This window comes from Stutzerimonas sp. LR2 (assembly GCF_055755175.1).
The window spans coordinates 151,082-174,354 of sequence record NZ_JBVTRR010000005.1 but is presented as its reverse complement, the minus strand read 5'-3'; the positions used below and the strand labels follow the sequence as shown (position 1 = coordinate 174,354).

19 protein-coding genes and 1 pseudogene are annotated in these 23,273 nt (G+C 66.1%); 7 read left to right on the top strand and 13 right to left on the bottom strand.

Going from position 1 to position 23,273, the window contains the following annotated elements; all coding sequences use genetic code 11:
• Positions 1–2: 2 nt before the first annotated feature.
• The 3 genes from ACVRRC_RS18410 to ACVRRC_RS18400 all read right to left on the bottom strand — a co-directional run bounded on the left by ACVRRC_RS18410 (position 3) and on the right by ACVRRC_RS18400 (position 2,227).
• Entirely contained in the window at positions 3–461 is a 459-nt protein-coding gene (locus ACVRRC_RS18410; RefSeq protein WP_125856270.1) for a DUF2214 family protein, read from the bottom strand.
• A 2-nt stretch (positions 462–463) separates the two neighbouring features.
• Positions 464–1,837 carry an MATE family efflux transporter gene (locus tag ACVRRC_RS18405; protein WP_061374039.1) on the bottom strand — a complete coding sequence of 458 codons (1,374 nt, stop codon included), beginning with the start codon at positions 1,835–1,837 and terminating at the stop codon, positions 464–466.
• 96 nt (positions 1,838–1,933) lie between these two features.
• Positions 1,934–2,227 (bottom strand): hypothetical protein, encoded by a 294-nt coding sequence (locus ACVRRC_RS18400; RefSeq protein ID WP_011912169.1) that lies wholly within the window; start codon positions 2,225–2,227, stop codon positions 1,934–1,936.
• 222 nt (positions 2,228–2,449) lie between these two features.
• Here ACVRRC_RS18400 and ACVRRC_RS18395 point away from each other — a divergent pair, with 222 nt between their 5' ends.
• Positions 2,450–3,385 (top strand): SdiA-regulated domain-containing protein, encoded by a 936-nt coding sequence (locus ACVRRC_RS18395; protein ID WP_125886234.1) that lies wholly within the window; start codon positions 2,450–2,452, stop codon positions 3,383–3,385.
• Between the two features lie 21 nt (positions 3,386–3,406).
• Here the strand turns inward: ACVRRC_RS18395 and ACVRRC_RS18390 are convergent, their stop codons facing one another.
• The 6 genes from ACVRRC_RS18390 to cra all read right to left on the bottom strand — a co-directional run bounded on the left by ACVRRC_RS18390 (position 3,407) and on the right by cra (position 7,306).
• Positions 3,407–3,856, bottom strand: coding sequence for a DMT family transporter (locus ACVRRC_RS18390; protein ID WP_169917505.1), 450 nt, complete (start codon positions 3,854–3,856; stop codon positions 3,407–3,409).
• Positions 3,857–3,940: 84 nt separating this feature from the next.
• On the bottom strand, positions 3,941–4,498 hold the full coding sequence (locus ACVRRC_RS18385; protein WP_019406353.1) for a DUF4136 domain-containing protein: 558 nt from the start codon (positions 4,496–4,498) through the stop codon (positions 3,941–3,943).
• A gap of 73 nt (positions 4,499–4,571) precedes the next feature.
• Positions 4,572–5,180, bottom strand: a complete 609-nt coding sequence (locus ACVRRC_RS18380; RefSeq protein ID WP_017245342.1) for a DUF4136 domain-containing protein — start codon at positions 5,178–5,180, stop codon at positions 4,572–4,574.
• An 18-nt stretch (positions 5,181–5,198) separates the two neighbouring features.
• Complete coding sequence (locus ACVRRC_RS18375; protein WP_125853155.1) at positions 5,199–5,948, bottom strand: methyltransferase domain-containing protein; 750 nt, start codon at positions 5,946–5,948, stop codon at positions 5,199–5,201.
• A complete protein-coding gene (locus ACVRRC_RS18370; RefSeq protein WP_236450836.1) occupies positions 5,945–6,250 on the bottom strand; it encodes a nucleotide pyrophosphohydrolase in 306 nt (101 codons plus the stop codon). The genes ACVRRC_RS18375 and ACVRRC_RS18370 overlap by 4 nt, the downstream gene beginning before the upstream one ends.
• Before the next feature lie 66 nt (positions 6,251–6,316).
• A complete protein-coding gene (gene cra, locus ACVRRC_RS18365; RefSeq protein ID WP_472997339.1) occupies positions 6,317–7,306 on the bottom strand; it encodes a catabolite repressor/activator in 990 nt (329 codons plus the stop codon).
• A 178-nt stretch (positions 7,307–7,484) separates the two neighbouring features.
• Here cra and ptsP point away from each other — a divergent pair, with 178 nt between their 5' ends.
• From ptsP to ACVRRC_RS18345, 4 genes are all read left to right on the top strand, one after another.
• Complete coding sequence (gene ptsP, locus ACVRRC_RS18360; RefSeq protein ID WP_472997338.1) at positions 7,485–10,367, top strand: phosphoenolpyruvate--protein phosphotransferase; 2,883 nt, start codon at positions 7,485–7,487, stop codon at positions 10,365–10,367.
• Positions 10,367–11,302, top strand: coding sequence for a 1-phosphofructokinase (pfkB, locus tag ACVRRC_RS18355; RefSeq protein ID WP_236450834.1), 936 nt, complete (start codon positions 10,367–10,369; stop codon positions 11,300–11,302). Before ptsP ends, pfkB begins: the two co-directional genes overlap by 1 nt.
• 17 nt (positions 11,303–11,319) lie before the next feature.
• Complete coding sequence (locus ACVRRC_RS18350) at positions 11,320–13,065, top strand: PTS fructose-like transporter subunit IIB (RefSeq protein ID WP_472997337.1); 1,746 nt, start codon at positions 11,320–11,322, stop codon at positions 13,063–13,065.
• Between the two features lie 122 nt (positions 13,066–13,187).
• Complete coding sequence (locus ACVRRC_RS18345; RefSeq protein WP_084898790.1) at positions 13,188–15,578, top strand: membrane-bound PQQ-dependent dehydrogenase, glucose/quinate/shikimate family; 2,391 nt, start codon at positions 13,188–13,190, stop codon at positions 15,576–15,578.
• A gap of 164 nt (positions 15,579–15,742) precedes the next feature.
• Here ACVRRC_RS18345 and ACVRRC_RS18340 read toward each other — a convergent pair.
• Both ACVRRC_RS18340 and ACVRRC_RS18335 read right to left on the bottom strand, forming a co-directional pair.
• Positions 15,743–16,167 (bottom strand): annotated as a pseudogene (locus ACVRRC_RS18340) (endonuclease domain-containing protein).
• Between the two features lie 56 nt (positions 16,168–16,223).
• Positions 16,224–17,807, bottom strand: a complete 1,584-nt coding sequence (locus ACVRRC_RS18335) for a peptide chain release factor 3 (RefSeq protein ID WP_013981893.1) — start codon at positions 17,805–17,807, stop codon at positions 16,224–16,226.
• A 405-nt stretch (positions 17,808–18,212) separates the two neighbouring features.
• Between ACVRRC_RS18335 and ACVRRC_RS18330 the strand changes: the two genes are divergently transcribed.
• Positions 18,213–19,376, top strand: a complete 1,164-nt coding sequence (locus ACVRRC_RS18330) for a type III PLP-dependent enzyme (protein WP_011912182.1) — start codon at positions 18,213–18,215, stop codon at positions 19,374–19,376.
• A 58-nt stretch (positions 19,377–19,434) separates the two neighbouring features.
• Here the strand turns inward: ACVRRC_RS18330 and ACVRRC_RS18325 are convergent, their stop codons facing one another.
• Both ACVRRC_RS18325 and ACVRRC_RS18320 read right to left on the bottom strand, forming a co-directional pair.
• Positions 19,435–20,193 (bottom strand): tetratricopeptide repeat protein, encoded by a 759-nt coding sequence (locus ACVRRC_RS18325; RefSeq protein ID WP_013981894.1) that lies wholly within the window; start codon positions 20,191–20,193, stop codon positions 19,435–19,437.
• A complete protein-coding gene (locus tag ACVRRC_RS18320) occupies positions 20,193–20,873 on the bottom strand; it encodes a Fe2+-dependent dioxygenase (protein WP_242100598.1) in 681 nt (226 codons plus the stop codon). The genes ACVRRC_RS18325 and ACVRRC_RS18320 overlap by 1 nt, the downstream gene beginning before the upstream one ends.
• Positions 20,874–21,011: 138 nt before the next feature.
• On the opposite strand from ACVRRC_RS18320, the gene ACVRRC_RS18315 reads away from it, so the two are divergent.
• Positions 21,012–23,273 (top strand): TonB-dependent receptor, encoded by a 2,262-nt coding sequence (locus ACVRRC_RS18315; protein ID WP_472997336.1) that lies wholly within the window; start codon positions 21,012–21,014, stop codon positions 23,271–23,273.

Sequence of the window (23,273 nt, the reverse complement as noted above, 5' to 3'; positions counted from 1 at the left end):
CGTCAGCCGGGCATGACGCCGAAGCCCCGTGCCATCAGCGCCGCCAGCAGGGGAATCAGCGCGAGCAGCAGCAGCTCCAGGCGGATGGTCAGCTTGACCCATCTGGCGCTGCCGCTCGAGATGGTCGGTGCCTGGCCTGCCGCGAGAGCGGGGCGCCAGCGCAGAAAGGTCAGCGTCGGGTAGATGGACAGGACGGCGACGACCACGAACAAACCGACCTTGGCGTGAAAGAAGCTGTTCTTCAGGTAGTAGTCCAGTCCCTTGCCGTAGAAGACCGCCCGGGCGATGCCGCTCGCCAGCACGGCCGCGGCCGTGATGCCAAAGGCTATGTCGATGCGGAACAGGCTGCGCGCGCGCTCCAGCGTCAGCGGCTGGCGGAACAGCTGATGCTCCAGCAGCAACAGGGAAAAGAGCAGGAAGATCGCCAGAAAGTGCAAGTAGGCGGCAATGGCATAGGCCATGTTCAGCGTCCTTCGGAATGGGTGGTGCCAGGCGTGCTCATGGTAAACCAGGTGCCGCGGCGCTGCAGACGCAAGGCGAGCACGCCCAGGCAGATGCCACGCGTCAGCATGAAGGCGAGAAAGGCCAGCCACAAGCCGTGATTGCCCAGCCCCTGCAGCAGCCAGCCGAGCGGCAACGTCAGCGCCACTGCCAGCAGCATGCTGTTGCGCATCTCCCGCGCGCGGGTGGCACCGATGAACAGGCCATCGAGCAGATAGCTCCAGACCGCGATCACCGGCAATGCCGCCAGATAGGGCAAGTAGGTCAGCGCGGTCTGGCGCACCTCGGGTATGTCGGTCTGCAACTGGATGAACAGCTGGCCGCCGAACAGAAAGAACAGGCCGAAGGCGATGCTGGCCAGCAATGACCAACCCCCGGCAACCACCATCACCCGTTGCAGTGCGTTGCGGTCGCCTGCACCGATGGCATGCCCGCTCAAGGCTTCCACCGCATGGGCCAGTCCGTCGAGGGCATGCGCGGTCAGCAGCAGGCCGTTGAGCAGCAGGGCGTTGGCGGCGACTGTGGCATCGCCCAGGCGGGTGCCCTGCACCGTGACCAGGAAGAACACCAGCTGCAGTGCCAGCGAGCGCAGGAAAATGTCGCGGTTGACCGCCATCAGCGGGCGCCAGCTTGTCCAGTGCCGCAGCGCGCGAGTGTCGAGTCGGCCGGGATAACGCGCCAGGGCCTTGCGAGTAAGGGCCAGGCCAAGCAGCGCGCCGCTCCATTCGGCGATCACCGAGGCGCGAGCGGCCCCGGCCACGCCCCAGTCGAGGCCGAGCACGAACCACAGGTCCAGCGCGACATTGATGAGGTTGGTCGTCAGCAGAATGGCCAGCGGCGCGCGGGCGTTCTGCGTGCCGAGAAACCAGCCGATCAGTGCATAGCTGGCCAGCGCGGCAGGCAGGCCGAACAGGCGCGTGTGGAAATAGTCGCGGGTCAGGTCGTTCAGTTCCGCCGAGGGCTGCATCAGCTGCAGCGCGGCGCCCTTGAGCGGCACACCGAGTGTGCCCAGCAGCAGGGCGAAGCCGACGGCCAGCAACAGTCCCTGCAACAATATCTGGCGCAGCGCGCCGCCATCCTGGCGGCCGGCTGCCTGCGCGGCGAAGCCGGTGGTACCCATGCGCAGGAAGCCCATCACCCACACCAGCAGCGTGTACAGACTGCCGCCAACCGCCACCGCGCCCAGCTGGTGAGCGTGCGGCAGATGGCCGATCACGCTGCTGTCCACCAGCGCCACCAGCGGCACGGACAGGTTCGACAGGATCATCGGCGCCGCCAGAGCCCACACCTTCTGATGCGTGGGCGCGTGGCGCCAGGCGGCAAGCATGCGGGACATTACGGGCCTCCGGGACGGCCCGGCACTATACGTGGCCTGTGGGAAAAGAGGAAAAACCGCAGTGCCCGGGGTATGCCGGGCGATGTATCGGCGTGATCAGTGAATCAGCCAGCTCAGCAGCCACAAGCCGAGGAACAGCCAGACCAGTCCGCCGATGATTGAGCCGCGGAAGAATGAGCGAACGGCCGCGACCAGCAACAGCAGGCCGATGACCAGCGCGACCAGGCTCAGCAGCGAGCGGTCCATCCCCAGCGTGCGTGACAACCCCTCGAGAAAGTTGTGCCCGGCGCGGGCAAACAGGCCGAAGAAGTCGGCCAGCCCTTCGACGATGAAACGTATGACGGTGCCGAGTGCCTGACCCAGCCACTCGAAGAATCCTTCTACCCGCATCTATCACTCTCCCAGATCGTTCGATTGCGGTGCGCAAGCGCAGCCCTGGGCATTGGGCTGCTGGCCGGGGCCGAGAGTTCAATGTCAGAGGGGAACAAGCGCGGCGGATGAGGGTCGGAATGTCCCTGCGTAGTGCGTGACGCATCCGTCGCGATTCCTGCCTTCATTCAACTGCAACAAGTCCCGGGCAGCCTGCCCACACGACTTCAACGAGTAGACACCATGCGAGCCCTCGCCATCGCGCAGCTGGGACGACTAGCGACGCTGCGCCCCTTGAGCTGGGCCTGTGGCCTGCTGCTGTTCTGCCTGCTGTACCTTGCCGTCACGCTGCATCTGGATGAGCGGCTGTTCTACACACTGAAAACCACCTGGCATGAGAACAGCTGGGAGCGTCGCAGCCTGTGGCTGCCGGAATACCGGGCGAGAATCGATGCGTTGCCCGTGGCAACGGTGAAGGACAACCTTTCCGGGCTGACCTACGACGAGCGTCGTGGTCACCTGTGGGCCGTGGTCAACAACCCCGAGGAGCTGTTGGCGCTGGGCCGTGATGGGACGTTCATCGCGCGCTACCCGCTGCAGGGCTTCGAAGACGTCGAGGGCGTGACCTATCTGGGTGACGACCTGCTGGTGCTGACCGAGGAACGCCAGCAGGCGCTGGTGGTGGTGCAAGTGCCGAACCTGGCCGGCCCGCTGCGCCGCGCCGATGCACGCTCCATCACGCTGGCGCTGAACGAGGCGGACAACACCGGTTTCGAAGGCGTCGGTTACGACCGAGCGGGCGATCGTCTGTTCGTGGTCAAGGAGCATTCGCCGCGCAAGCTCTATGAAATCCACGGCATCAAGCGCAGCCTGGCCGGCGACATGGACATCAAGATCATCGACCGCCAGGCCTGGATCGACAAGCTTGACATGGCCAGCGACCTGTCGTCGGTGCATTTCGACGAGCAGACCGGTCACCTCGTGTTGCTCAGCGACGAGGCGAAGATGATGCTGGAGCTGGATGCCGAGGGGGACCTGGTCAGTTTCCGCTCGCTATGGCGCGGTTTCGCCGGGCTCGAGCGCAGCGTGCCGCAGGCCGAGGGCATGACTTTCGACGCTCAGGGCAATCTCTATCTGGTCAGCGAGCCGAACCTGTTCTACGCCTTCGAGCATCAGTGAGAATGACCTGGCTGTGCAAACCTAGCCACGCTGGATCAGCCAGACACCGCCGAAGATCAGCAACAGGCCGGCCACCTTGCCGAGGCTGATGGGCGACTGGCGGAAACCGGCCCAGCCGAAGTGGTCCAGCAGCAGCGCGACGAACAGCTGCCCGGCCAGCAGCAACGCCATGAACAGCAACGCGCCGGTGCGCGGCGCGGCGAAGGCGGCGGTGGCGATAAAGAAGGCGCCCAGCAGGCCACCACACCAGTGCCACCGGCTCAGGTCCTTGAGGGTCTGCAGCGCCGGAATATCGCGCTGGACTGCCACGATGACGAACAGCGCCAGCGTTCCCACGGTGAACGAAAGCAACGCCGCGCCCATGACGTTGCCGAGCTGGCGCGCCACCTGACCGTTGATTCCGGCCTGCAAAGGCAGCATGGCGCCGGCAACGAACGGCAGGGTGAGCAACCACCAGGCAACAGCAGGCATTTCGGGTCTCCAGGATCAGCGGCGCGACAGTATGGCGAGCGCGGCAGTCGCTCGCCAGCACTGCGGCAGGTTCAGGCGCTTGGCTCAGTGCGGTGGGTACTGCGACAGCACCCGCGCCACCAGCTCGCGCATGCTGCCAGCGCGCTCGTCGGGCGTGCCCTGGCGGTTGCGCAGTACCTGTTCGGCACTGCCACGCCAGACCAGCTTGCCGTCGGTGGCGTCATACAGATCGATCTGCAAGGTGCCGACCTGATAGTCGATGGTGCGGGTATCGGTGAACATCGGTCCGCCCCAGTAGCCGTACCAGGGGTTGCCCCAGGCGCCGGAAGTGGTCGTGTATTGCTGGGTGCGCTGGTCGACGATGTACCAGGCCTGCACCTGCACGCCGGCCGCGGCACTCGCCGTGGCGGGCCGCAGCCCGCGCTGGTCCAGTTGCTCGGCAATGGCGTCGCGGATGCGCTGCTCGGTGAGGTCGCTCTGTATGCGCGGGTCATCCGGCCGGTACTGCAGCGCCGGCTCCTTCCAGCTCCAGGCGCGATAGGCGGAGAAATCCCGTGTCGGATCGAAATCACGCTGCACCTGCGGGCCCTGGCAGGCGACGAGGGCGAGGAGTAGGGGAATCAGCAACAGGCGGCGGAACATGATCGTTCTCCAGGGAAGGGTCTGCTCAGTCTAGGCCCGGCGCCTTCGTTCGGCGCGTAGCCACTTGCCGCACTCAGCGCGGCGGATAATCGGCCAGCGCCCGCTCGACGGCCTGGCGCACCGCATCTTGCTGCTTGGCCCGGCTGCCGCTCAGGCGCGCTTCGGCACGATTGCTCCAGACCGATTGCCCGGAGGCCGCATCGAACATCTCAATGCGCACCGAGACGACTTCCTCCTCGTAGTTGCGCACGATGGGCACGCTGGTGCCGACGCCATACCCGGTGCCGTAGCCACCGCCATAACGGCCTACGCCGACATGCGGGCCGTAGCCGTAGTTGTCGTAGGTCTGGCGGACTCGGGTTTCCTTGCTGGCGCTGGCGCTGATCCGTACATCACCCGGAGCGTTGCCCGGTGCCGGCCGCAGACCACGTTGATCGAGGGCGCCGGCGACCATTTCCTGCAGTTCTTCACCGCTGATCGAGGCCGTACCCGCTGGCGGGCTGCGCCAGCTCCAGTGCTGGTAGCTGGAGAAGTCCCGGGGCGCGGCCGGGTAGGTGGGCGCCTGGATCTGTTCCACCGGAGGGGCGGGCGGTATCGGCGCCGATTCGTCGGTATAGGGGTTCTGGCTCTGGCAGGCCGCGAGGGTAAGGCAGAGCAAGGGTAAAAACGCGCGGGTCGACATGGAAACCTCCCGGCCGGCTCAGCGTGGCCGGCACAACCAGTGCAGATAGCGCCCGAGGCCGGCGAAGGTGGGATGGCGGCGGTAGGCCAGTTCCATCTCGATGAGGTCGGCCGGCTCGGTGCGGGCCTGGAAATCGGCGGGCATGTAGTCATGGAAAACGCGCACGCCACTGCTGGATTCGACCTGCCAGTGCGGCGCGAGTTGCGCAGCCAGTTCGCGTGGGTCCAGCGGTTGCTGAGGCGTCAGGCTCTGCCGTTCGCCGGCATAGGTCTGGCTGCGCAGCTTCTTGAAATGGCCCTTGAGCAGGTTGCGGTAGATCAGCGCATCGCGGTTGTAGAAGGCCAGTGACAGCCAGCCATCGGCCGCGGTCAGGCGGTGCAGCACCGGCAGGATCGCCTGGGGTTCGGCGAGCCACTCCAGCACGGCGTGGCAGATGACCAGGTCGAAGCGGCCGTCGACATGCGCTTCCACCTCCTGCCAGGGCGCCTGGATGAAGGTGGCCTGCTGACCGGCGTCGGCGAACTGCTGGCGGGCGCCTTGCAGCATCGGTTCGGCGGGTTCGGCGAGGGTGACTGCATGGCCCTGCTGCGCCAGCCAGAGGCTCATATGGCCGAGCCCGGCTCCGATGTCCAGCACCCGCAGCGGGCGCGGCGGCAGGATCTCGGTCAGGTCGGCCTGCAGCACGGCCAGGCGGATCGCGCCCTTGGCGCCGCCGTAGATCTTCTCGGCGAAACGCGTCGCCAGCTCGTCGAAATGGCGGTCGCTCATCGGACGAAGCGCCGCTCGTTGTCGGCCAGTTTGTCCAGCAGCGCCTGTTCCATGTCGATCCCCAGCTCGCTGCACAGCAGCAGCAGGTACATGAGGATGTCGCCGACCTCCTGGCCCGCGTGCTCGAGCTTGTCGGCCGATAGCTGGCGCGACTCGTCCTCGGTCTGCCACTGGAAGATTTCCACCAGCTCGGCCATTTCCACACTGGCGGCCATGGCGAGGTTCTTCGGGCTGTGAAAGCGCTGCCAGTCGTTGCGATCGCGGATCGCATGCAGGCGCTGGGTGATCTGTTCGATGTTCATCAGGGGAGGCGGGCTGTTCGAAAGACGACAAGCTTCCGCCAGTGCGTCGGCGCCCGCAAGAGGGCGTCAGCCGCGGCGGACCTTCAGCTCGCGCTCGATGGCGATCACGCCGGGGCGGTAGTCGCCCTGTTCGATGGCGCGAATGGCCTGCTCCAGCACTTGCTCGGCGATCTGCGCGTGCTGCTGGGAAATCGCGTTGACCCGGATCGGCAGGAAATCCAGCAACTGCGCGTCACCGAAGGTGCCCAGCCGCAGCTGTTCGGGCCAGAGCAGGTCGCGCTCGCGCAGCGCGTCGAACACGCCTTCCAGCAGCACGTAGGCGGTGGTGATCAGCGCATCGGGCAGCGGGCTGCGGTCGAGCAGGGCGAGCATCTGAGCGCGGCCGCAGGCGCGGCTGAACTGCTCGGCACGCAGGATGCTGACCGGCCCGCGGTGCTGCGCCAGTGCCTGCTGGAAACCTTCTTCGCGCTGCTGGCTGATGCGCAGCGCCGGGCGCGCGCTGATCAGGGCGACATGCGCCTCGGGCGGCACGTCCAGCGAGCGGGTCAGCTGCGCGCCGGCTTCGCGGTCGTCGCTGACCACCGAACAGAAGTGCTCGGCATCCAGCGCACGGTCCAGCGCGATCACCGGCGTGCCGGTCGCCTGGACCTTGCGGTACCCGGCATCGTCCGCCGGCAGGCAGCTGGCGACGATCAGCGCATCGCAGCGTCGCGAGCGCAGCACCTGGATGACCTGGCGCTCGGTGTCCGGCTCGTCGTCGGTCCCGGCGATCAGCAACTGGTAACCGCGCTGTCGCGCACGCTGCTCGAGCAGCTTGGCCAGGCGTGCATAGCTGGGGTTTTCCAGGTCCGGCACGATGAAACCGAGGGTCCGGGACTGGCCGCGGCGCAGCCCGGCGGCCTGCTGGTCGAGCTGAAAACCCTGCTGCTCGGCGACCGCCAGCACGCGCTCGACCGTGGCTGGACTGATCCGTCGCTGCGCGGCCTTGCCGTTGAGCACGTAGCTGGCGGTGGTTACCGAAACGTTGGCGAGGCGGGCGATGTCGGTCAGTTTCAACTGGGGGCCTAAGACGGGTGGTATGAACTCGGGCTTCTAGAATTACCCAATATTGCGTAATGTGCCAGCCTTGGCTGAAACGTTTCAGCAGCTCTCAGGTCTGAAGCGCCAGCCCAGGATTCGGGCAATGCCGGCGCATCGTCGGCCACAACCATCGCGAGCCCCGCAGGAGTTCTCCATGCTTGAGTTGAATGCGCAGCACATCCACATGCATCAGGTCGCGGCGGACAAACCGGCCGCGCTGGCGCTGCTCGGCGAGGTGCTGGTCGCCGACGGGCTGGTGGCGCCCGGCTACCTAGACGGCTTGCGCGCACGCGAAGCCCAGGGCTCGACCTTTCTCGGCCAGGGCATCGCGATCCCCCATGGCACCCCGGAAACCCGCGATCAGGTGTTCACCACGGGCGTGCGGCTGCTGCATTTTCCGCAAGGCGTCGACTGGGGCAACGGCCAGCAGGTCCACCTCGCCATCGGCATCGCCGCGCGTTCCGACGAGCATCTGCGTCTGCTGCAGCTGCTGACCCGCGCCCTCGGTGAGGGCGACCTCAGTGAGGCGCTGCAGCGCGCCGAAAGCCCCGAGGCGATCATCGCGCTGCTGCAAGGGGCGCCACAGGAACTGGCGCTCGATGGCGAGCTGGTGGGGCTGGGCGTCGCCGCCGAGGACTTCGATGAGCTGGCCTGGCAGGGCGTCAAGCTGCTCAAGCGCGCCGAGTGCGTGGTCTCCGGCTTCAATGCGGGGCTCGCGCTCGACCAGGCCTTGCCGCTGGGTGAGGGCCTCTGGTGGCTGAGCAGCGAGCAGTCGGTGCAGCGACCGGGGCTGGCGTTCGTCACACCCGCCGCGTCGCTGGATCACCATGGCCAGCCGCTCAACGGCCTGTTCGTGCTGGCCAGCCTCGGCGAAGCGCACCGGGCGATGCTCGAGCGCCTGTGCAACCTGCTGATCGAGGGGCGCGGCGCGGAGCTGAGCCAGGCGACCTCCAGTCGCACAGTGCTCGAAGCCCTGGGCGGCGACGTGCCGGCGGACTGGCCGAGCGCCCGCGTGCCGCTGGCCAATGCCCACGGCCTGCACGCACGGCCCGCCAAGGTGCTGACCGAGGTCGCACAGGCCTTTGCCGGCGAGATCCGCGTGCGCCTGGCCGGCAGCCAGAGCGCGGGGGTGTCGGCCAAGAGCCTGAGCAAGCTGCTGGCGATGGGCTCGCATCGCGGGCAGGTGCTGGAGTTCATCGCCGAGCCCTCGATCGCCGACGATGCCTTGCCGGCGTTGGTGCGCGCGGTGGAGGAAGGGCTGGGCGAGGAAATCGAGCCGCTGCCAGTCGGCGGGGAACCGGCGGAGCCGCCAGCTGCCACCGTGCAACTGAACGAAGCCGCCCAGGACGTGCCCGCCTTGCGGGCCGGCGAGCAGGTGATCGGCATCGCCGCCTCGCCCGGCATCGCCATCGGCCCGGTGCTGGTGCGCAAGCCGCAGGCGATCGACTATCCGCGGCGCGGCGAATCGCCCGCCGTCGAGCTGCAGCGGCTCGACGCGGCGCTGGACAAGGTGTTCGCCGAAATCGGCACGCTGATCGCGCAGAGCCAGGTCGCCAGCATCCGCGACATCTTCACCACCCACCAGGCCATGCTCAGGGATCCCGCCCTGCGCGAAGAGGTGCAGGTGCGCCTGCAGAAAGGCCTCAGCGCCGAAGCGGCCTGGATGGAGGAAATCGAAAGCGCGGCGCAGCAGCAGGAGGCGCTGCATGACCAGCTGCTCGCCGAGCGTGCGGCCGACCTGCGCGACGTGGGCCGCCGCGTGCTGGCCTGCCTGGCCGGTGTCGAAGCCGAGCAGGCCCCGGATGAGCCCTACATTCTGGTGATGGATGAGGTGGCGCCGTCGGACGTCGCCACCCTCAATGCCCAGCGCGTCGCCGGCATTCTCACCGCCGGCGGCGGCGCCACCTCGCACAGCGCCATCATTGCGCGGGCGCTGGGTATTCCGGCCATCGTCGGCGCCGGGCCCGGTGTGCTCGGCCTGGCGCCCAACACCCTGCTGCTGCTCGATGGCGAGCGCGGTGAGCTGCTGGTGGCGCCGAGCGATACGCAGCTCGAACAGGCCCGGGGCGAGCGCGCCGCGCGGGAGGAACGCAAGCGCCTGGCCCATGAGCGACGTCTGGAGCCGGCGATCACCCGTGATGGCCATCCGGTGGAGATCGCTGCCAACATCGGCGCCGCCGGCGAGACGCCCGAGGCGGTGGCGCTCGGTGCCGAGGGCATCGGCCTGCTGCGCACCGAGCTGGTGTTCATGAATCACGCTCAGGCGCCGGATCAGGCGACCCAGGAAGCCGAATACCGCCGTGTACTGGAAGCCCTCGAAGGCCGGCCCCTGGTGGTGCGCACGCTCGATGTCGGCGGCGACAAGCCGCTGCCGTACTGGCCGATGCCGGCCGAGGAGAACCCCTTCCTCGGCGTGCGCGGCATTCGCCTGAGCCTGCAACGCCCGGACATTCTCGAAACCCAGCTGCGTGCCTTGCTGGCATCCGCCGACGGCCGGCCGCTGCGGATCATGTTTCCCATGGTCGGCAATATCGAGGAATGGCGCACCGCCAAGGCGCTGGTCGACCGCCTGCGCGTCGAACTGCCGGTGGCCGACCTGCAGGTGGGCATCATGATCGAGATTCCGTCCGCCGCGCTGATCGCGCCAGTGCTGGCGCAGGAAGTCGATTTCTTCAGCATCGGCACCAACGATCTGACCCAGTACACGCTGGCCATCGACCGTGGCCACCCGACGCTGTCCGGCCAGGCCGATGGGCTGCACCCGGCCGTGTTGCGCCTGATCTCCATGACGGTGGAAGCCGCCCACGCGCAGGGCAAATGGGTCGGCGTCTGCGGCGAGCTGGCCGCCGATGCGCTGGCGATACCGATGCTGGTGGGGCTGGGCGTTGACGAGTTGAGCGTGTCGGCGCGCAGCATCGCGCTGGTCAAGGCGCGGGTGCGCGAGCTGGACTTCGCCGCCTGCCAGAGGCTGGCTCAGCAGGTCCTGATGTTGCCCGGCGCCCATGAAGTGCGCGCCTTCGTCGGGGAGCACTGCTGATGGCGCGCGTATTGACCGTCACGCTCAATCCCGCGCTGGATCTCACCGTGCAGCTGCCCGCGCTGCGCCTGGGCGAAGTCAATCGCAGCGACAACCTGCAGGTGCACGCCGCGGGCAAGGGGCTCAACGTCGCCCAGGTCCTGGCCGATCTCGGCCATCAGCTGACCGTGACCGGCTTTCTCGGCGAAGCCAATGCCCAGCCTTTCGAGCAGCTGTTCGCCGCGCGGGGCTTTGCCGACGAATTCGTCCGCGTGGCGGGCGAGACCCGCAGCAACATCAAGCTGGCCGAGGCGGATGGGCGAATTACCGATATCAATGGCCCGGGGCTAGAGGTCGGTGCCGCCCAGCGCGACGAGCTGCTAGCCCGCCTCGAACGCATGGTGCCTGGCCATGAGCTGGTCGTGGTGGCCGGCAGCCTGCCGCGCGGCGTCGAGGTGCCGTGGTTCGTCGAGCTGCTGCAGCGGCTCGCGCGGCTCGGTGCGCGAGTCGCGCTGGACACCAGTGGCGCGGCGCTGCGCGAAGGGCTGGCCCTGTCACCCTGGCTGATCAAGCCCAACGAAGAGGAACTGGCCCAGGCCCGCGACCTCGATCCGGCCGACGCGCAGGCCCTGGCCGACGAGGCTCGGCGCCTGAATGCCCGCATCGAGCATGTCGTGATGTCCCAGGGCGCCGCCGGGGTCAGCTGGTTTTCGCCGGCTGCCGCCTGGCATGCCCAGCCGCCGAAGGTGCGGGTGGTCAGCACCGTGGGCGCCGGGGATTCGCTGCTGGCCGGCATGCTCCACGGCTTGCTGGCGGGTTGGCCGGCCGAGCGAACCCTGGCGCATGCCACGGCGATTGCCGCTCAGGCCGTCGGCCAAATCGGCTTCGGCATCACTGATCGGGCGCAACTGGCCGAGCTTGAAGCGGCCGTGCGGTTGCAGCCGCTCAGCCAATAATTACAAGAGGTGAAGGAATGAATCTGCTCATCATCACGGCCTGCCCCAACGGAATGGTCACCAGCGTGCTGACCTCGCGCCTGCTCGAAGCCGCGGCTCATCGCCTGGGCTGGTCGACCGCCGTGGAAGTCCACGATCCCAAGGCCATCGGCTCGCCGCTCACGGCCGAACAGATCGCCGAGGCCGACCTGGTCGTGGTGGTCAAGACCGGACCGCTGTCGCTTGCGCGCTTCGTCGGCAAGCGTGTCGTGCAGTCGACCCCGTCCGAGGCGCTGCTTGACCCGGAAGGCTTCCTGCGCAGCGCCGCCGATACCGCGGCCGAATTGCAGCCGGTTGACGACGCCGACGCCGAAGCCGCGCCTTCCGCCGGCAAACCCAAGCTGGTGGCCATCACCGCCTGCCCGACCGGCGTGGCGCACACCTTCATGGCCGCCGAGGCGCTGCAGCAGGCCGCCGCGCGCAAGGGCTACGACCTGCAGGTGGAGACGCGTGGCTCGGTGGGCGCGCGCAACGTGCTCGACCCCCAGGCCATCGAGGCGGCCGACGCAGTGCTGCTGGCGACCGATATCGAGGTGGATGTCACCCGTTTCGCCGGCAAGCGCGTGTTCCGCTGCGGCACCGGTGTCGCACTGAAGCAACCCGAGGCGACGCTGGATCGCGCGCTGCAGGAAGCGGCCGTGCTCGGCGGTGGCGTCGCGGCAAGTGCCGCTACGGGGGAACAGAAGGCGGAGAAGACCGATGTCTACAAGCACCTCCTGACCGGGGTGTCCTACATGCTGCCGATGGTGGTGGCGGGCGGACTGCTGATCGCCCTGTCGTTCGTCTTCGGCATCGAGGCGTTCAAGGAGGAGGGCACCCTCGCGGCTGCCTTGATGAAGATCGGCGGCGAAACCGCCTTCCAGCTGATGGTGCCGCTGCTGGCCGGCTACATCGCCTATTCCATCGCCGACCGCCCGGGCCTGGCGCCCGGCATGATCGGCGGCTTGCTGGCCGGCACGCTCGGCGCAGGCTTCATCGGCGGCATCATCGCCGGTTTCGTCGCCGGCTATGCGGCCAAGGCGGTGAGTCGCTGGATTCCACTGCCGGCCAGCATCGAATCGCTCAAGCCGATCCTGATCATTCCGCTGCTGGCCAGCCTGGTGACGGGCCTGGTGATGATCTACATCGTCGGCACGCCGGTGGCGAAGATGCTCGCCGGGCTCACCGAGTTCCTCGACACCATGGGCACCTCCAACGCGATCCTGCTCGGGCTGCTGCTGGGCACCATGATGTGCGTCGATCTCGGCGGGCCGGTGAACAAGGCGGCCTATGCCTTCTCCGTCGGGCTGCTCGCCTCGCAAAGCTACGCGCCGATGGCCGCGACCATGGCTGCCGGCATGGTGCCGCCGATCGGCATGGGCATCGCCACGCTGATCGCACGGCGCAAGTTCGCCCAGACCGAGCGCGAAGCCGGCAAGGCCGCGCTGGTGCTGGGTTGCTGCTTCATCTCCGAGGGCGCGATTCCCTTCGCTGCCAAGGACCCGCTGCGGGTGATTCCGGCCAGCATCGCCGGTGGTGCACTGACCGGTGCGCTGTCCATGGCGTTCGGTGCCAAGCTGCTGGCGCCCCATGGCGGCCTCTTCGTGCTGCTGATCCCCAACGCGATCAACCATGCATTGCTCTACCTGGTCGCGATCCTGGCCGGGAGCCTGCTGACCGGGGTGGTCTACGCGCTGATCAAGCGGCCCGAGACTCAGCCGCTTGCGGTCGGTGCTGCCGCCTGACCGGCAGGCCAAAAGGGCTGAACTAAAGGGCTCCGCGCCGCATCCACTACAAGCTGGCGAAGACTTTGTGTCAGAAGGTTTCGCCAGCTTTTTGCTTTGCATCGATCTGGCTGGAGACTGCGATGAGTATCGATTACGGGCCGCGGCCCCTGCGTATCACCCTGACCGCCCTGGTGATTCTGGTGCTGGGTGCGCTCATGACCATCGGCGGCGGCTACCTCGCGACGTTGGGCGGTTCCTGGTACTACCTGTTCGCCGGTATCGGTCTGCTGGTGGTGGCCGGCCTGCTGTTCACCCGGCGGCGCGCGGCGATCTGGCTGTACGCGACGTTGCTGCTGGGCACGCTGGCCTGGACGTTCTACGAAGTGCGCTTCGACTGGTGGCAGCTGGCGCCGCGGATCGACCTCTGGTGCATCCTCGGGCTCTGGCTGATCCTGCCCTTCGTCAATCGCCATGTCAGCGATCGGCTGATCTGGCGCGACGGTGCTAGCGGTCTGCTCGGGATCGGCCTGCTGGCCGGTGCGCTGATGGCAGGCTATTCGCTGACGCAGGACTACCACTCGATCACCGGTGAGTTCGGCGACGCGCAGATGCAGGGCCTGGCCCCGGAAGGTCAGGCCGGACGCCGGGCCAGCGAGTGGACGGCCTATGGCGGCTCCGACCGGGGCGACCGCTACGCACCGGCGGACCTGATCACGCCGGCCAATGTCGGCAAGCTGAAGAAGGCCTGGGAGTTCCACACCGGCGATCTGCCGGGTGAGGGCGACCCTGGCGAGATCACTTACCAGGTCACACCGCTGAAGGTCGGCGACAACCTGTTCATCTGCACCCCGCACAGCATCGCCATCGCGGTGGATGCCGACACCGGCGAGGAGCGCTGGCGCTTCGATCCGAGCATCAATCGCGATGCCGAGTACTACCAGCACATGACCTGCCGCGGTCTGGCCTACCACGACGCCACGGCCTACAGCCAGGCGCCGGCCTCTGCGGCCGAGCCAGCCGCGCGTTGCGAGCGCCGCTTGTTCCTGCCGACCAATGACGGCACGCTGATCGCCCTGGACGTTGCCGACGGCAAGCCCTGCGAGGACTTCGGCGATGCCGGCACGGTGGACCTCAAGGCCGGGCTGGGCGAGGGCGCGCTGGGCGTCTATCTGCCGACCTCGCCGCCCGTCGCGACGGAGAAGCTGGTCATCGTCGGTGGCTCGATCACCGACAACGGCGCGGTGGATTCCCCCGGCGGGGTGATCCGCGCCTATGACGTGCGCAGCGGCGAGCTGGTATGGAATTTCGACCCTGGCAATCCGGACGCCACCGAGCCCCTGGTCCCCGGCGAAACATACGTGCGCAGCACGCCGAACTCCTGGACCATCGCCACCGCCGACGAGTCGCTGGGGCTGGTCTACATCCCCACCGGCAACCAGACGCCGGATCAGTGGGCGCAACCGCGCACGCCGGAATCCGAGCGCTTCACGGACACCCTGGTGGCGCTGGACCTGGCGAGCGGCCAGGTGCGCTGGGAATTCCAGACGGTGCACCACGATCTCTGGGACCGCGACCTGCCCTCGCAGCCTACGCTGGTCGATATCGACGGGCCGCAGGGCAAGGTCCCGGCCATCATCCAGCCGACCAAGCGCGGCGACCTGTACATCCTCGACCGGCGCACCGGCGAGCCCATCGTGCCGGTCGACGAGATGCCCGTGCCGCAAGGCACCGACTACGGCGAGTTCACCGCGCCCACGCAGCCCTATTCGGCCGTGAGCTACGCGCCGGACGAGCCACTGCGCGAGCGCGACATGTGGGGTGGCACGCCGCTGGACCAGATGATGTGCCGCATCCAGTTCCGCCAGCTGCGCTACGAGGGCGATTTCACGCCGCCGTCGGAGCAGGGCTCGCTGATCTATCCGGGTAACGTGGGGACCTTCAACTGGCCGTCCGTGGCCGTCGATCCGAGCCGCCAGCTGCTGTTCGGCGCACCGAACTACCTGGCCTTCGTCTCGACCATGGTCAACCGTGATGACGTCGATCCGGAGGAGCGCTCCGGTGGCGGCGAGACCGGTCTGCAGCCGAACCTCGGCGCGCCGTACATGGTGCGGCTGGAGCCCTTCCTGTCGGTGCTCGGCCTGCCTTGCCAGACGCCACCCTGGGGTTACGTCACCGCGCTGGACCTGCGTAGCATGAAGAAGGTCTGGATGCACAAGAACGGCACCAGCCGCGACAGCGCGCCCTTGGGCATCCCTCTGCCGGTGGGTACGCCCGCGCTGGGTGGGCCGATTGTCACTGCCGGTGGCGTGGCCTTCATGAGCGGCACCCTGGATTACTACCTGCGCGCCTATGATCTGCAAAACGGCAAGGAGCTGTGGAAAGGCCGCCTGCCCGCCGGTGGCCAGGCGACGCCTATGACCTATGTGTCCGAGAAGACCGGCAAGCAGTACGTGGTGCAGATGGCCGGCGGGCATGGCTCGTTCGGCACCAAGCTGGGTGATTCCTTGATCGCCTGGACACTTGAGGAGTAGGTGATAGGGGGTAAGGGGTAGTTACGGCGCTAGGCATGGCCGCCAGCCCCTCACCCTAGCCCTCTCCCCGGAAGGGAGAGGGGATTAGCACGCGCGGTTTTCGTTCCGGGTGTAGGGCGAAGCGCTTTAATGCGTGTCGGGCCGACCAAAAAGGGTCGGTGGCTTCATTCAGGCTCCCTCTCCCCGTTGGGGAGAGGGCTGGGGTGAGGGGCGCGGGCTTCGATCCTGCGCAACAGCTCCGTCAGAAAGTCGTCCAGATTCTGCAATACGTCCAGATTACTGAAACGCAGCACCTCCAGCCCCTGGCGCTCCAGATGCGCTGCAGCTGATCCCGCGCAAGCCCGGCGGCGTCATGGTGTTGCCCGCCATCGAGCTCGATCACCAGCCGCAGCTCGGCGCAATAGAAGTCCAGCACATAGGGCGGCCACGGGGGCTGCCGCCGGAACTTGAATCCCGCTAAGCCGCGATTGTACAGCTGCCGCCACAGCAGGCGCTCGCAATCGGTGAGCTGGCTGCGAAGCGATCGGGCGAAGTGACGGTGTTCGGGCGATGGGCGTTCGGCAGGCGTCGCACATCCTTGTGTCGGTATAGGCCTCTCGCATCCGTGCGAGAACTCGCTTGATCAGCGCGAGGCGATCGGTTGCCTCAATGATGCTCGCGCGTCGCCCGGAACTTCACCTCCGGCCAGCGCTCTTCCATCAGGCTGAGGTTGACGCGGGTTGGGGCCAGGTAGGTGAGGTGGCCGCCGCCGTCGACAGCGAGGTTTTCGTAGGCCTTGTCCTTGAATTCCTTGAGCTTCTTCTCGTCGCTGCACTCGATCCAGCGCGCCGACCAGACGTTGATTGCCTCGTAGGCGCATTCAACCTTGTATTCCTCCTTCAGGCGGCTGGCGACCACGTCGAACTGCAGCACGCCCACCGCGCCGAGGATGATGTCGTTGTTGCGCTCCGGGAAGAACACCTGGGTGGCGCCTTCCTCGGCCAACTCCTGCAGGCCCTGGCGCAGCTGCTTGGATTTGAGCGGATCCTTCAGGCGCACGCGGCGGAACAGTTCCGGGGCGAAGTGCGGGATGCCGGTGAAGCCCAGCACTTCGCCTTCGGTGAAGGTATCGCCGATCTGGATGGTGCCGTGGTTGTGCAGGCCGATGATGTCGCCGGCCCAGGCTTCCTCCAGCATCTCCCGCTCGCTGGAGAAGAAGGTCAGCGCGTCGGCGATCTTCAGGTCCTTCTTGATGCGCACGTGGCGCATCTTCATGCCTTTCTCGTACTTGCCCGAGCAGATGCGCATGAAGGCGATGCGGTCGCGGTGCTTGGGGTCCATGTTCGCCTGGATCTTGAACACGAAGCCTGTGAATTTCTCCTCGACCGGCTCCACGGTGCGCTCGTTGGCGACGCGCGCCAGCGGCTTCGGTGCCCAGTCGACGACGGCGTCCAGCACATGGTCGACGCCGAAGTTGCCGAGCGCGGTGCCGAAGAAGACCGGGGTCATCTCGCCGCGCAGGAAGGCGTCCTTGTCGAATTCGTGGCAGGCGCCCTGGACCAGTTCCAGCTGCTCGACGAAATCGTCGTACATGTCGCCCAGGTGCGCGCGGGCCTCGTCGGAATCGAGCTTGTCGATGACCCGTGTCTCGATGCGTTCGTGGCCATGGCCGGGCACGAAGACAATGATGCGGTCCTCGGCCAGGTGGTACACGCCCTTGAAGTCGCGGTAGCAACCGATCGGCCAGGTGATCGGCGCGGCCTTGATCTTCAGCACCGCTTCGATCTCGTCGAGCAGTTCGATGGGGTCGCGGATATCGCGGTCGAGCTTGTTGATAAAGCTCACGATTGGCGTATCCCGCAGGCGGCAGACGTCCATCAGGGCGATGGTGCGCGGCTCGACGCCTTTACCGCCATCGAGCACCATCAGTGCCGAGTCCACCGCGGTCAGGGTGCGGTAGGTGTCTTCGGAGAAGTCCTCGTGGCCGGGGGTGTCGAGCAGGTTGATCATGTGCTCGCGGTAGGGGAACTGCATCACCGAGGTGGTGATGGAGATGCCGCGCTGCTTCTCCATCTCCATCCAGTCGGAGGTGGCGTGGCGGTCGGACTTGCGCGATTTCACCGTGCCGGCGACGGCAATCGCCTTGCCCATCAGCAGCAGCTTTTCGGTGATGGTGGTCTTGCCCGCATCGGGGTGCGAGATGATGGCGAAGGTACGGCGCTTCGCGACTTCGGCGGCCTGAGTGGTCATCGGAATTAAGGAACCCGTCGACGAGTAGTCGGTCTGTCAAAAAAGGCGGCGATTATAGCGGCAAATGGATTTCCCTGCGGCCCGCACGGCAGCGGAAATCGGCCGTTTTGTGCAGTTTCCATGACGCTTTGTTTTGAATCGACAACAACTCGAAACGGATGCGCAATCGGGACGTTTTTTTGATTGATCTATGCCCCCCTTGGTCCTAAAGTTCGCGCCCGAACGTCCATGCTGGCAACGATCCATCCGGCTCAAGTACTGACGACGAGAGATCCACGTGATACTCGGCGACATGCCTTGGGAAGTAGGCGAACCAAAGTGGGGAAACTGATCAGGCGTTCTTGTCAGGGCTGACGCCCTTCACCCCTCATCCGACTTTTGTTTCCCGTTTTTGGAGTCCCACGCATGACGGTCAAGATCGAAGACTATTTCCCGCGCGCCACCTTCCAGAAGATGAAGGCCTTCGCCGACCAGCACGAAACCCCGTTCGTGGTGATCGACACCGAAACCATCAGCAAGGCCTACGACGACCTGCGCGCCGGTTTCGAGTTCGCCAAGGTGTACTACGCCGTCAAGGCCAACCCAGCGGTGGAAATCATCGACCTGCTGCGTGACAAGGGCTCGAGCTTCGACATCGCCTCGATCTACGAGCTGGACAAGGTCATGTCCCGCGGCGTCGGTCCGGAGCGCATCAGCTACGGCAACACCATCAAAAAATCCCGGGACATCCGCTACTTCTTCGAGAAGGGCGTGCGCATGTTCGCCACCGACTCCGAAGCCGACCTGCGCAACATCGCCAAGGCCGCGCCGGGCGCGAAGGTCTATGTACGCATCCTTACCGAAGGCTCGACCACGGCCGACTGGCCGCTGTCGCGCAAGTTCGGCTGCCAGACCGACATGGCCATGGATCTGCTGATTCTTGCCCGCCAACTGGGCCTGGAACCGTACGGCATTTCCTTCCACGTCGGCTCGCAGCAGCGCGACATCTCCGTCTGGGACGCCGCCATCGCCAAGGTCAAGGTGATCTTCGAGCGGCTGAAGGAAGAAGACGGCATCGAGCTGAAGATGATCAACATGGGTGGCGGCTTCCCGGCCAACTACATCACCCGCACCAACAGCCTGGAAACCTACGCCGAGGAGATCATCCGCTTCCTCAAGGAAGACTTCGGCGACGACCTGCCGGAAATCATCCTCGAGCCGGGCCGCTCGCTGATCGCCAATGCCGGCATCCTGGTGAGCGAAGTGGTGCTGGTGGCACGCAAGTCGCGCACCGCCGTGGAGCGTTGGGTGTACGTCGATGTGGGCAAGTTCAGCGGTCTGATCGAAACCATGGACGAGTCCATCAAGTTCCCGATCTACACCGAGAAGAAGGGTGAGGTGGAGGAAGTGGTGATCGCCGGTCCGACCTGCGACAGCGCGGACATCATGTACGAGAACTACAAGTACGGCCTGCCGCTGAATCTGGCCATCGGTGATCGCCTGTACTGGCTGTCCACCGGTGCCTACACCACCAGCTACAGCGCCGTCGAATTCAACGGCTTCCCGCCGCTGAAGGCCTACTACATCTAAGCCTTAGTCGCTGCACGAACGCCCCGCCATGCGGGGCGTTTTCGTTTCCGCCTTTCGCTCACCGCGCCCCGGCGCGTAGCTCGTCGCGTCGTCGGGCGTAGGCCTCGACGATATCGGCGATCTGCGGCAATGCGGCGGCCCGCAGGCTGGCCAGCGCGGTCTCGATAAACCTGAGATGGCCGAGCCGCAAGGCGCGCTCCAGCCAGCCGCGGGCCTGCTCCCATTGGCCCTGTGCCAGCAATACCGCAGCGTGGCTGAACTGCCCGCGGAAGTCGCCGGCTTCGGCCGAGCGTGCATACCAGGCGTGTGCCGCGGTGACATCCCGGGCCACGCCGCAGCCGTCTTCGAGGCAGCGCCCGGTGAGGTTCATCGACTTGGCATGACCAAGCTCGGCAGCCTGACGATAGAGCCGGTAGGCGGTCGTGTGGTCCTTCACCACGCCACGTCCGGTGGCCAGCAGGTTGGCGAGGTTGTACATGCCCCAGTCCAGCCCCAGATCGGCGGCGCGGCGGTAGTAGTCGGCGGCGCGCTTCGTATCGGCTGTGCAACCCCAGCCGTGTTCGTGGCAGCGTCCGGCCATGTTGCAGGCCATGGCATGTCCGCGCTCGGCGGCGATGTCGAACCAGGTCAGGGCCAGCGTCGGATCGGCCTGGATGCCGTAGCCTTCCAGCAGGATCTGACCGAGCAGTGCCTGGGCCTCGATTTCCCCGTTCGCCGCAGCCGCCAGTACCAGTCGCGCGGCACGCTGCGGCTGTTCGGCGAGATCGCCCAGCTGGGTCGTGTCGAGTGTTTCCTCACGGCGCAGAAGATGCTGCATCAGACCTCGACCCAGCGCCGCAGCAGGTTGTGATAAGTGCCCGTCAGCTGCACCAGGGACGGGTGGTCTGGCACATCGGCAGTCAGCTGCTGAATGGCCTGATCCATCTCGTAAAGCAGCGTGCGCTGAGCGTCCTCGCGCACCAGGCTCTGAATCCAGAAGAACGAGGCCAGCCGTGCGCCGCGGGTTACCGGCTCGACCTTGTGCAGGCTGGTGCTGGGGTAGAGCACCATGTCGCCGGCATCGAATTTGACCCGCTGGGTGCCGTAGGTGTCCTGGATGACCAGGTCCCCGCCGTCGTACTCGTCGGGGTCGCTGAAGAACAGCGTGGCGGACAGGTCGGTGCGCACGCGCTCGGCGCTGTTGCGCACCTGCCGCACGGCGTTGTCGATGTGATAGCCGAACTCGCCGCCGGCCGTATAGCAGTTGAACAGGGGTGGGAAGACCTTGCTCGGCAGCGCGGCGGACATGAACTGCGGATGTTGCCAGAGACGCTGCAGCATGGCTTCGGCGATCTCGCGGGCGAGCGGGTCGTCTTCGGCCAGCTGCAGGTTGTGTTTCGCCTTGGCCGACTGGTAGCCGGCCGTTACCCGACCGTCCTGCCAGGCAGCCTGTTCCAGCGCGACGCGGATACGGGCGGTTTCTTCGCGGGAAAACACATTGGCAATGCGTAGCAGCATGGGACACCGGCAGAAGGAAAAAGGTTGAACGATATTAGTTTGCATTTAGATGTTTCAGAATGCGACAGAATGTATCAGAATGCCATCCGCTAATAATAGCAATTCGCAGTTGCATTAACTCCTGAGGATCTGCATTCCATGTCGCGTCAGTCTCTCGAACTGGCCCAGCCACCACGCGTGTTGGCTTCGGCTATCGGTGTTGCCCTTACCGCTTTCTCCGCCCCCTCCATTGCCCAGCCCGTGCCGGACACCACTGCCGCCCGCGGCGATGCGCCGGTCGCGCTCGACGAATTGACCGTGATCGGCGAGCAGGAGCAAAGCTACAAAGCCGATACCTCCGCTTCGAAGAAGTACACCGCGCCGCTGCGCGAGACCCCAAAATCGGTCACCGTGATCACCGATCAGGTGATCCGCGACACCGGCTCGCTCACGCTGGTCGACGCGTTGCGTACCACCTCCGGCATTACCTTCGGTGCGGGTGAGGGCGGCAACCCGGCGGGTGACCGGCCGATCATTCGCGGCTTCAACGCCGAGAGCGACACCTTTATCGATGGCCTGCGTGATGTCGGCTCGCAAACCCGCGAGATCTTCAACGTCGAGCGCATCGAGGTGAGCAAGGGGCCGGGGTCGGCCTACACTGGCGCGGGCTCCACGGGTGGCAGCCTCAATCTGATCAGCAAGACCGCCAAGCAGCGCGACTTCGGCGACGCCAGCGTCACCCTCGGCTCGGACCAGACGCGCCGCTACACACTGGACGTCAACCGCGTGCTCGGCGACAACGTCGCTGGGCGCCTGAACCTGATGAAGCACGAAGCCAACGTCGCCGGCCGCGATGGCGTTGACGTCAGCCGCTGGGGCGTGGCGCCGACCATCACCTTCGGCTTCGATACGCCGACCCGCGCGACGCTGTCGTACTACCACCTGGAAACCGACGACATGCCGGATTACGGCATTCCGCTGACGGTGGCGACGCCGAGCAATCCGCGCCGCGAGCCCGTCAAGGTCGATCGGGACAACTTCTACGGCCTGGAAGGTCGCGACTTCCGCGAGAGCACTACGGATGCCGGCACGCTCCGTTTGGAGCACGACCTGAACGAGAGTCTGACCGTCTCTAACACTACGCGTATCGCCCGCACCACCCTGGACTACATCGTCACCAACCCGGACGACTCTCGTGGCAACGTGACCAATGGCCTGGTTTCGCGCTCTGCCAAGAGCCGCAACTCCAACACCCAGAGCTGGGTCAACCAGACCGACCTGACCGCACGGTTCGATACCGGCAGCATCGAGCACACCCTGGTAACGGGCGTCGAGATCAGCGATGTGGGGGTGCACAACCGACCCTACATAGTGACTCCGGGTACCAGCGGCAACACCTGTACGCCGGCGCACCTGGCGTCCGGTGACTGCACCAGCCTGTACAACCCGAGCCCCAAGGATGCCTGGACCGGCAGCATTGCGCGCAGCACGGCGACGACCGATACCGACACCGAAACGCTGGCGGCCTATGTATTCGATACGCTGAAGTTCAACGAGCAATGGTCGCTGAACATGGGCCTGCGCTACGACGACTACGAAACGGAGCAGAAGGCCGTCTCCACTGCCGGAGTGGTGACGCGGCCGGAGAACAAGAGCCACTTCTGGAACTACCAGTTGGGCCTGGTCTTCAATCCGCTGCCCAACGGCAGCCTCTATGCGGCCTGGTCGACCTCCAGCAACCCGTCCGGCGAGACCGGTGGAGAGGGCGCCGATGCGCTCAGCGTCAACAACGCGATTCTCGATCCCGAGCGCAACCGTAACTACGAGATCGGCACCAAGTGGGACTTCCTCGACGAGCGTCTCGGCCTGACCGCCGCGCTGTTCCGCACCGAGAAAACCAACGCGCGGGTGACCAACGCCAGTGGTTTCCAGGAAAGCATCGGTGAAACCCGGGTCGATGGCCTGGAACTGGGCGCCACCGGTCAACTCACCCGCAACTGGCAGGTGTTCGCCAGCTACACCTACCTGGACGCCGAACTGCTCAAGTCCGGTGCCGCCAATATCGGCACGCGGACCAACCCGAACTACGTCGACGGCCTGTATGACGGCAACGAGGTGCCCAGCACGCCGAAGCACAGCTTCAGCTTCTGGAACACCTACAACCTCACCCAGGACCTGACCATCGGTGGCGGCGCCACCTATGTCGACTCCCGCTTCGGCGATGCGGCCAATAACATCGAGGTGCCTGAGTACTGGCGCTACGACGCCATGGCGGCCTATCGCGTGAACAAGAACCTGGACTTGCAGCTGAACGTGCAGAACCTGACCGACAAGCGCTACTTCGATCAGGTCTACGGCAGCCACTATGCCCATGTCGCAGCCGGTCGGACCGCGTTGCTGAGTACCAATTTCCACTTCTGA

Coding starts and splice junctions, on each gene's coding strand:
- ACVRRC_RS18405 (WP_061374039.1), bottom strand. CDS start 1,837: ATGTCCCGCATGCTTGCCGCCTGGCGCCACGCGCCCACGCATCAGAAG.
- ACVRRC_RS18385 (WP_019406353.1), bottom strand. CDS start 4,498: ATGTTCCGCCGCCTGTTGCTGATTCCCCTACTCCTCGCCCTCGTCGCC.
- ACVRRC_RS18330 (WP_011912182.1), top strand. CDS start 18,213: ATGACGGTCAAGATCGAAGACTATTTCCCGCGCGCCACCTTCCAGAAG.
- ACVRRC_RS18400 (WP_011912169.1), bottom strand. CDS start 2,227: ATGCGGGTAGAAGGATTCTTCGAGTGGCTGGGTCAGGCACTCGGCACC.
- ACVRRC_RS18410 (WP_125856270.1), bottom strand. CDS start 461: ATGGCCTATGCCATTGCCGCCTACTTGCACTTTCTGGCGATCTTCCTG.
- ACVRRC_RS18380 (WP_017245342.1), bottom strand. CDS start 5,180: ATGTCGACCCGCGCGTTTTTACCCTTGCTCTGCCTTACCCTCGCGGCC.
- ACVRRC_RS18370 (WP_236450836.1), bottom strand. CDS start 6,250: ATGAACATCGAACAGATCACCCAGCGCCTGCATGCGATCCGCGATCGC.
- ACVRRC_RS18375 (WP_125853155.1), bottom strand. CDS start 5,948: ATGAGCGACCGCCATTTCGACGAGCTGGCGACGCGTTTCGCCGAGAAG.
- ACVRRC_RS18345 (WP_084898790.1), top strand. CDS start 13,188: ATGAGTATCGATTACGGGCCGCGGCCCCTGCGTATCACCCTGACCGCC.
- ACVRRC_RS18320 (WP_242100598.1), bottom strand. CDS start 20,873: ATGCTGCTACGCATTGCCAATGTGTTTTCCCGCGAAGAAACCGCCCGT.
- ACVRRC_RS18315 (WP_472997336.1), top strand. CDS start 21,012: ATGTCGCGTCAGTCTCTCGAACTGGCCCAGCCACCACGCGTGTTGGCT.
- ACVRRC_RS18390 (WP_169917505.1), bottom strand. CDS start 3,856: ATGCCTGCTGTTGCCTGGTGGTTGCTCACCCTGCCGTTCGTTGCCGGC.
- ACVRRC_RS18350 (WP_472997337.1), top strand. CDS start 11,320: ATGAATCTGCTCATCATCACGGCCTGCCCCAACGGAATGGTCACCAGC.
- ACVRRC_RS18335 (WP_013981893.1), bottom strand. CDS start 17,807: ATGACCACTCAGGCCGCCGAAGTCGCGAAGCGCCGTACCTTCGCCATC.
- ACVRRC_RS18395 (WP_125886234.1), top strand. CDS start 2,450: ATGCGAGCCCTCGCCATCGCGCAGCTGGGACGACTAGCGACGCTGCGC.
- ptsP (WP_472997338.1), top strand. CDS start 7,485: ATGCTTGAGTTGAATGCGCAGCACATCCACATGCATCAGGTCGCGGCG.
- pfkB (WP_236450834.1), top strand. CDS start 10,367: ATGGCGCGCGTATTGACCGTCACGCTCAATCCCGCGCTGGATCTCACC.
- ACVRRC_RS18325 (WP_013981894.1), bottom strand. CDS start 20,193: ATGCAGCATCTTCTGCGCCGTGAGGAAACACTCGACACGACCCAGCTG.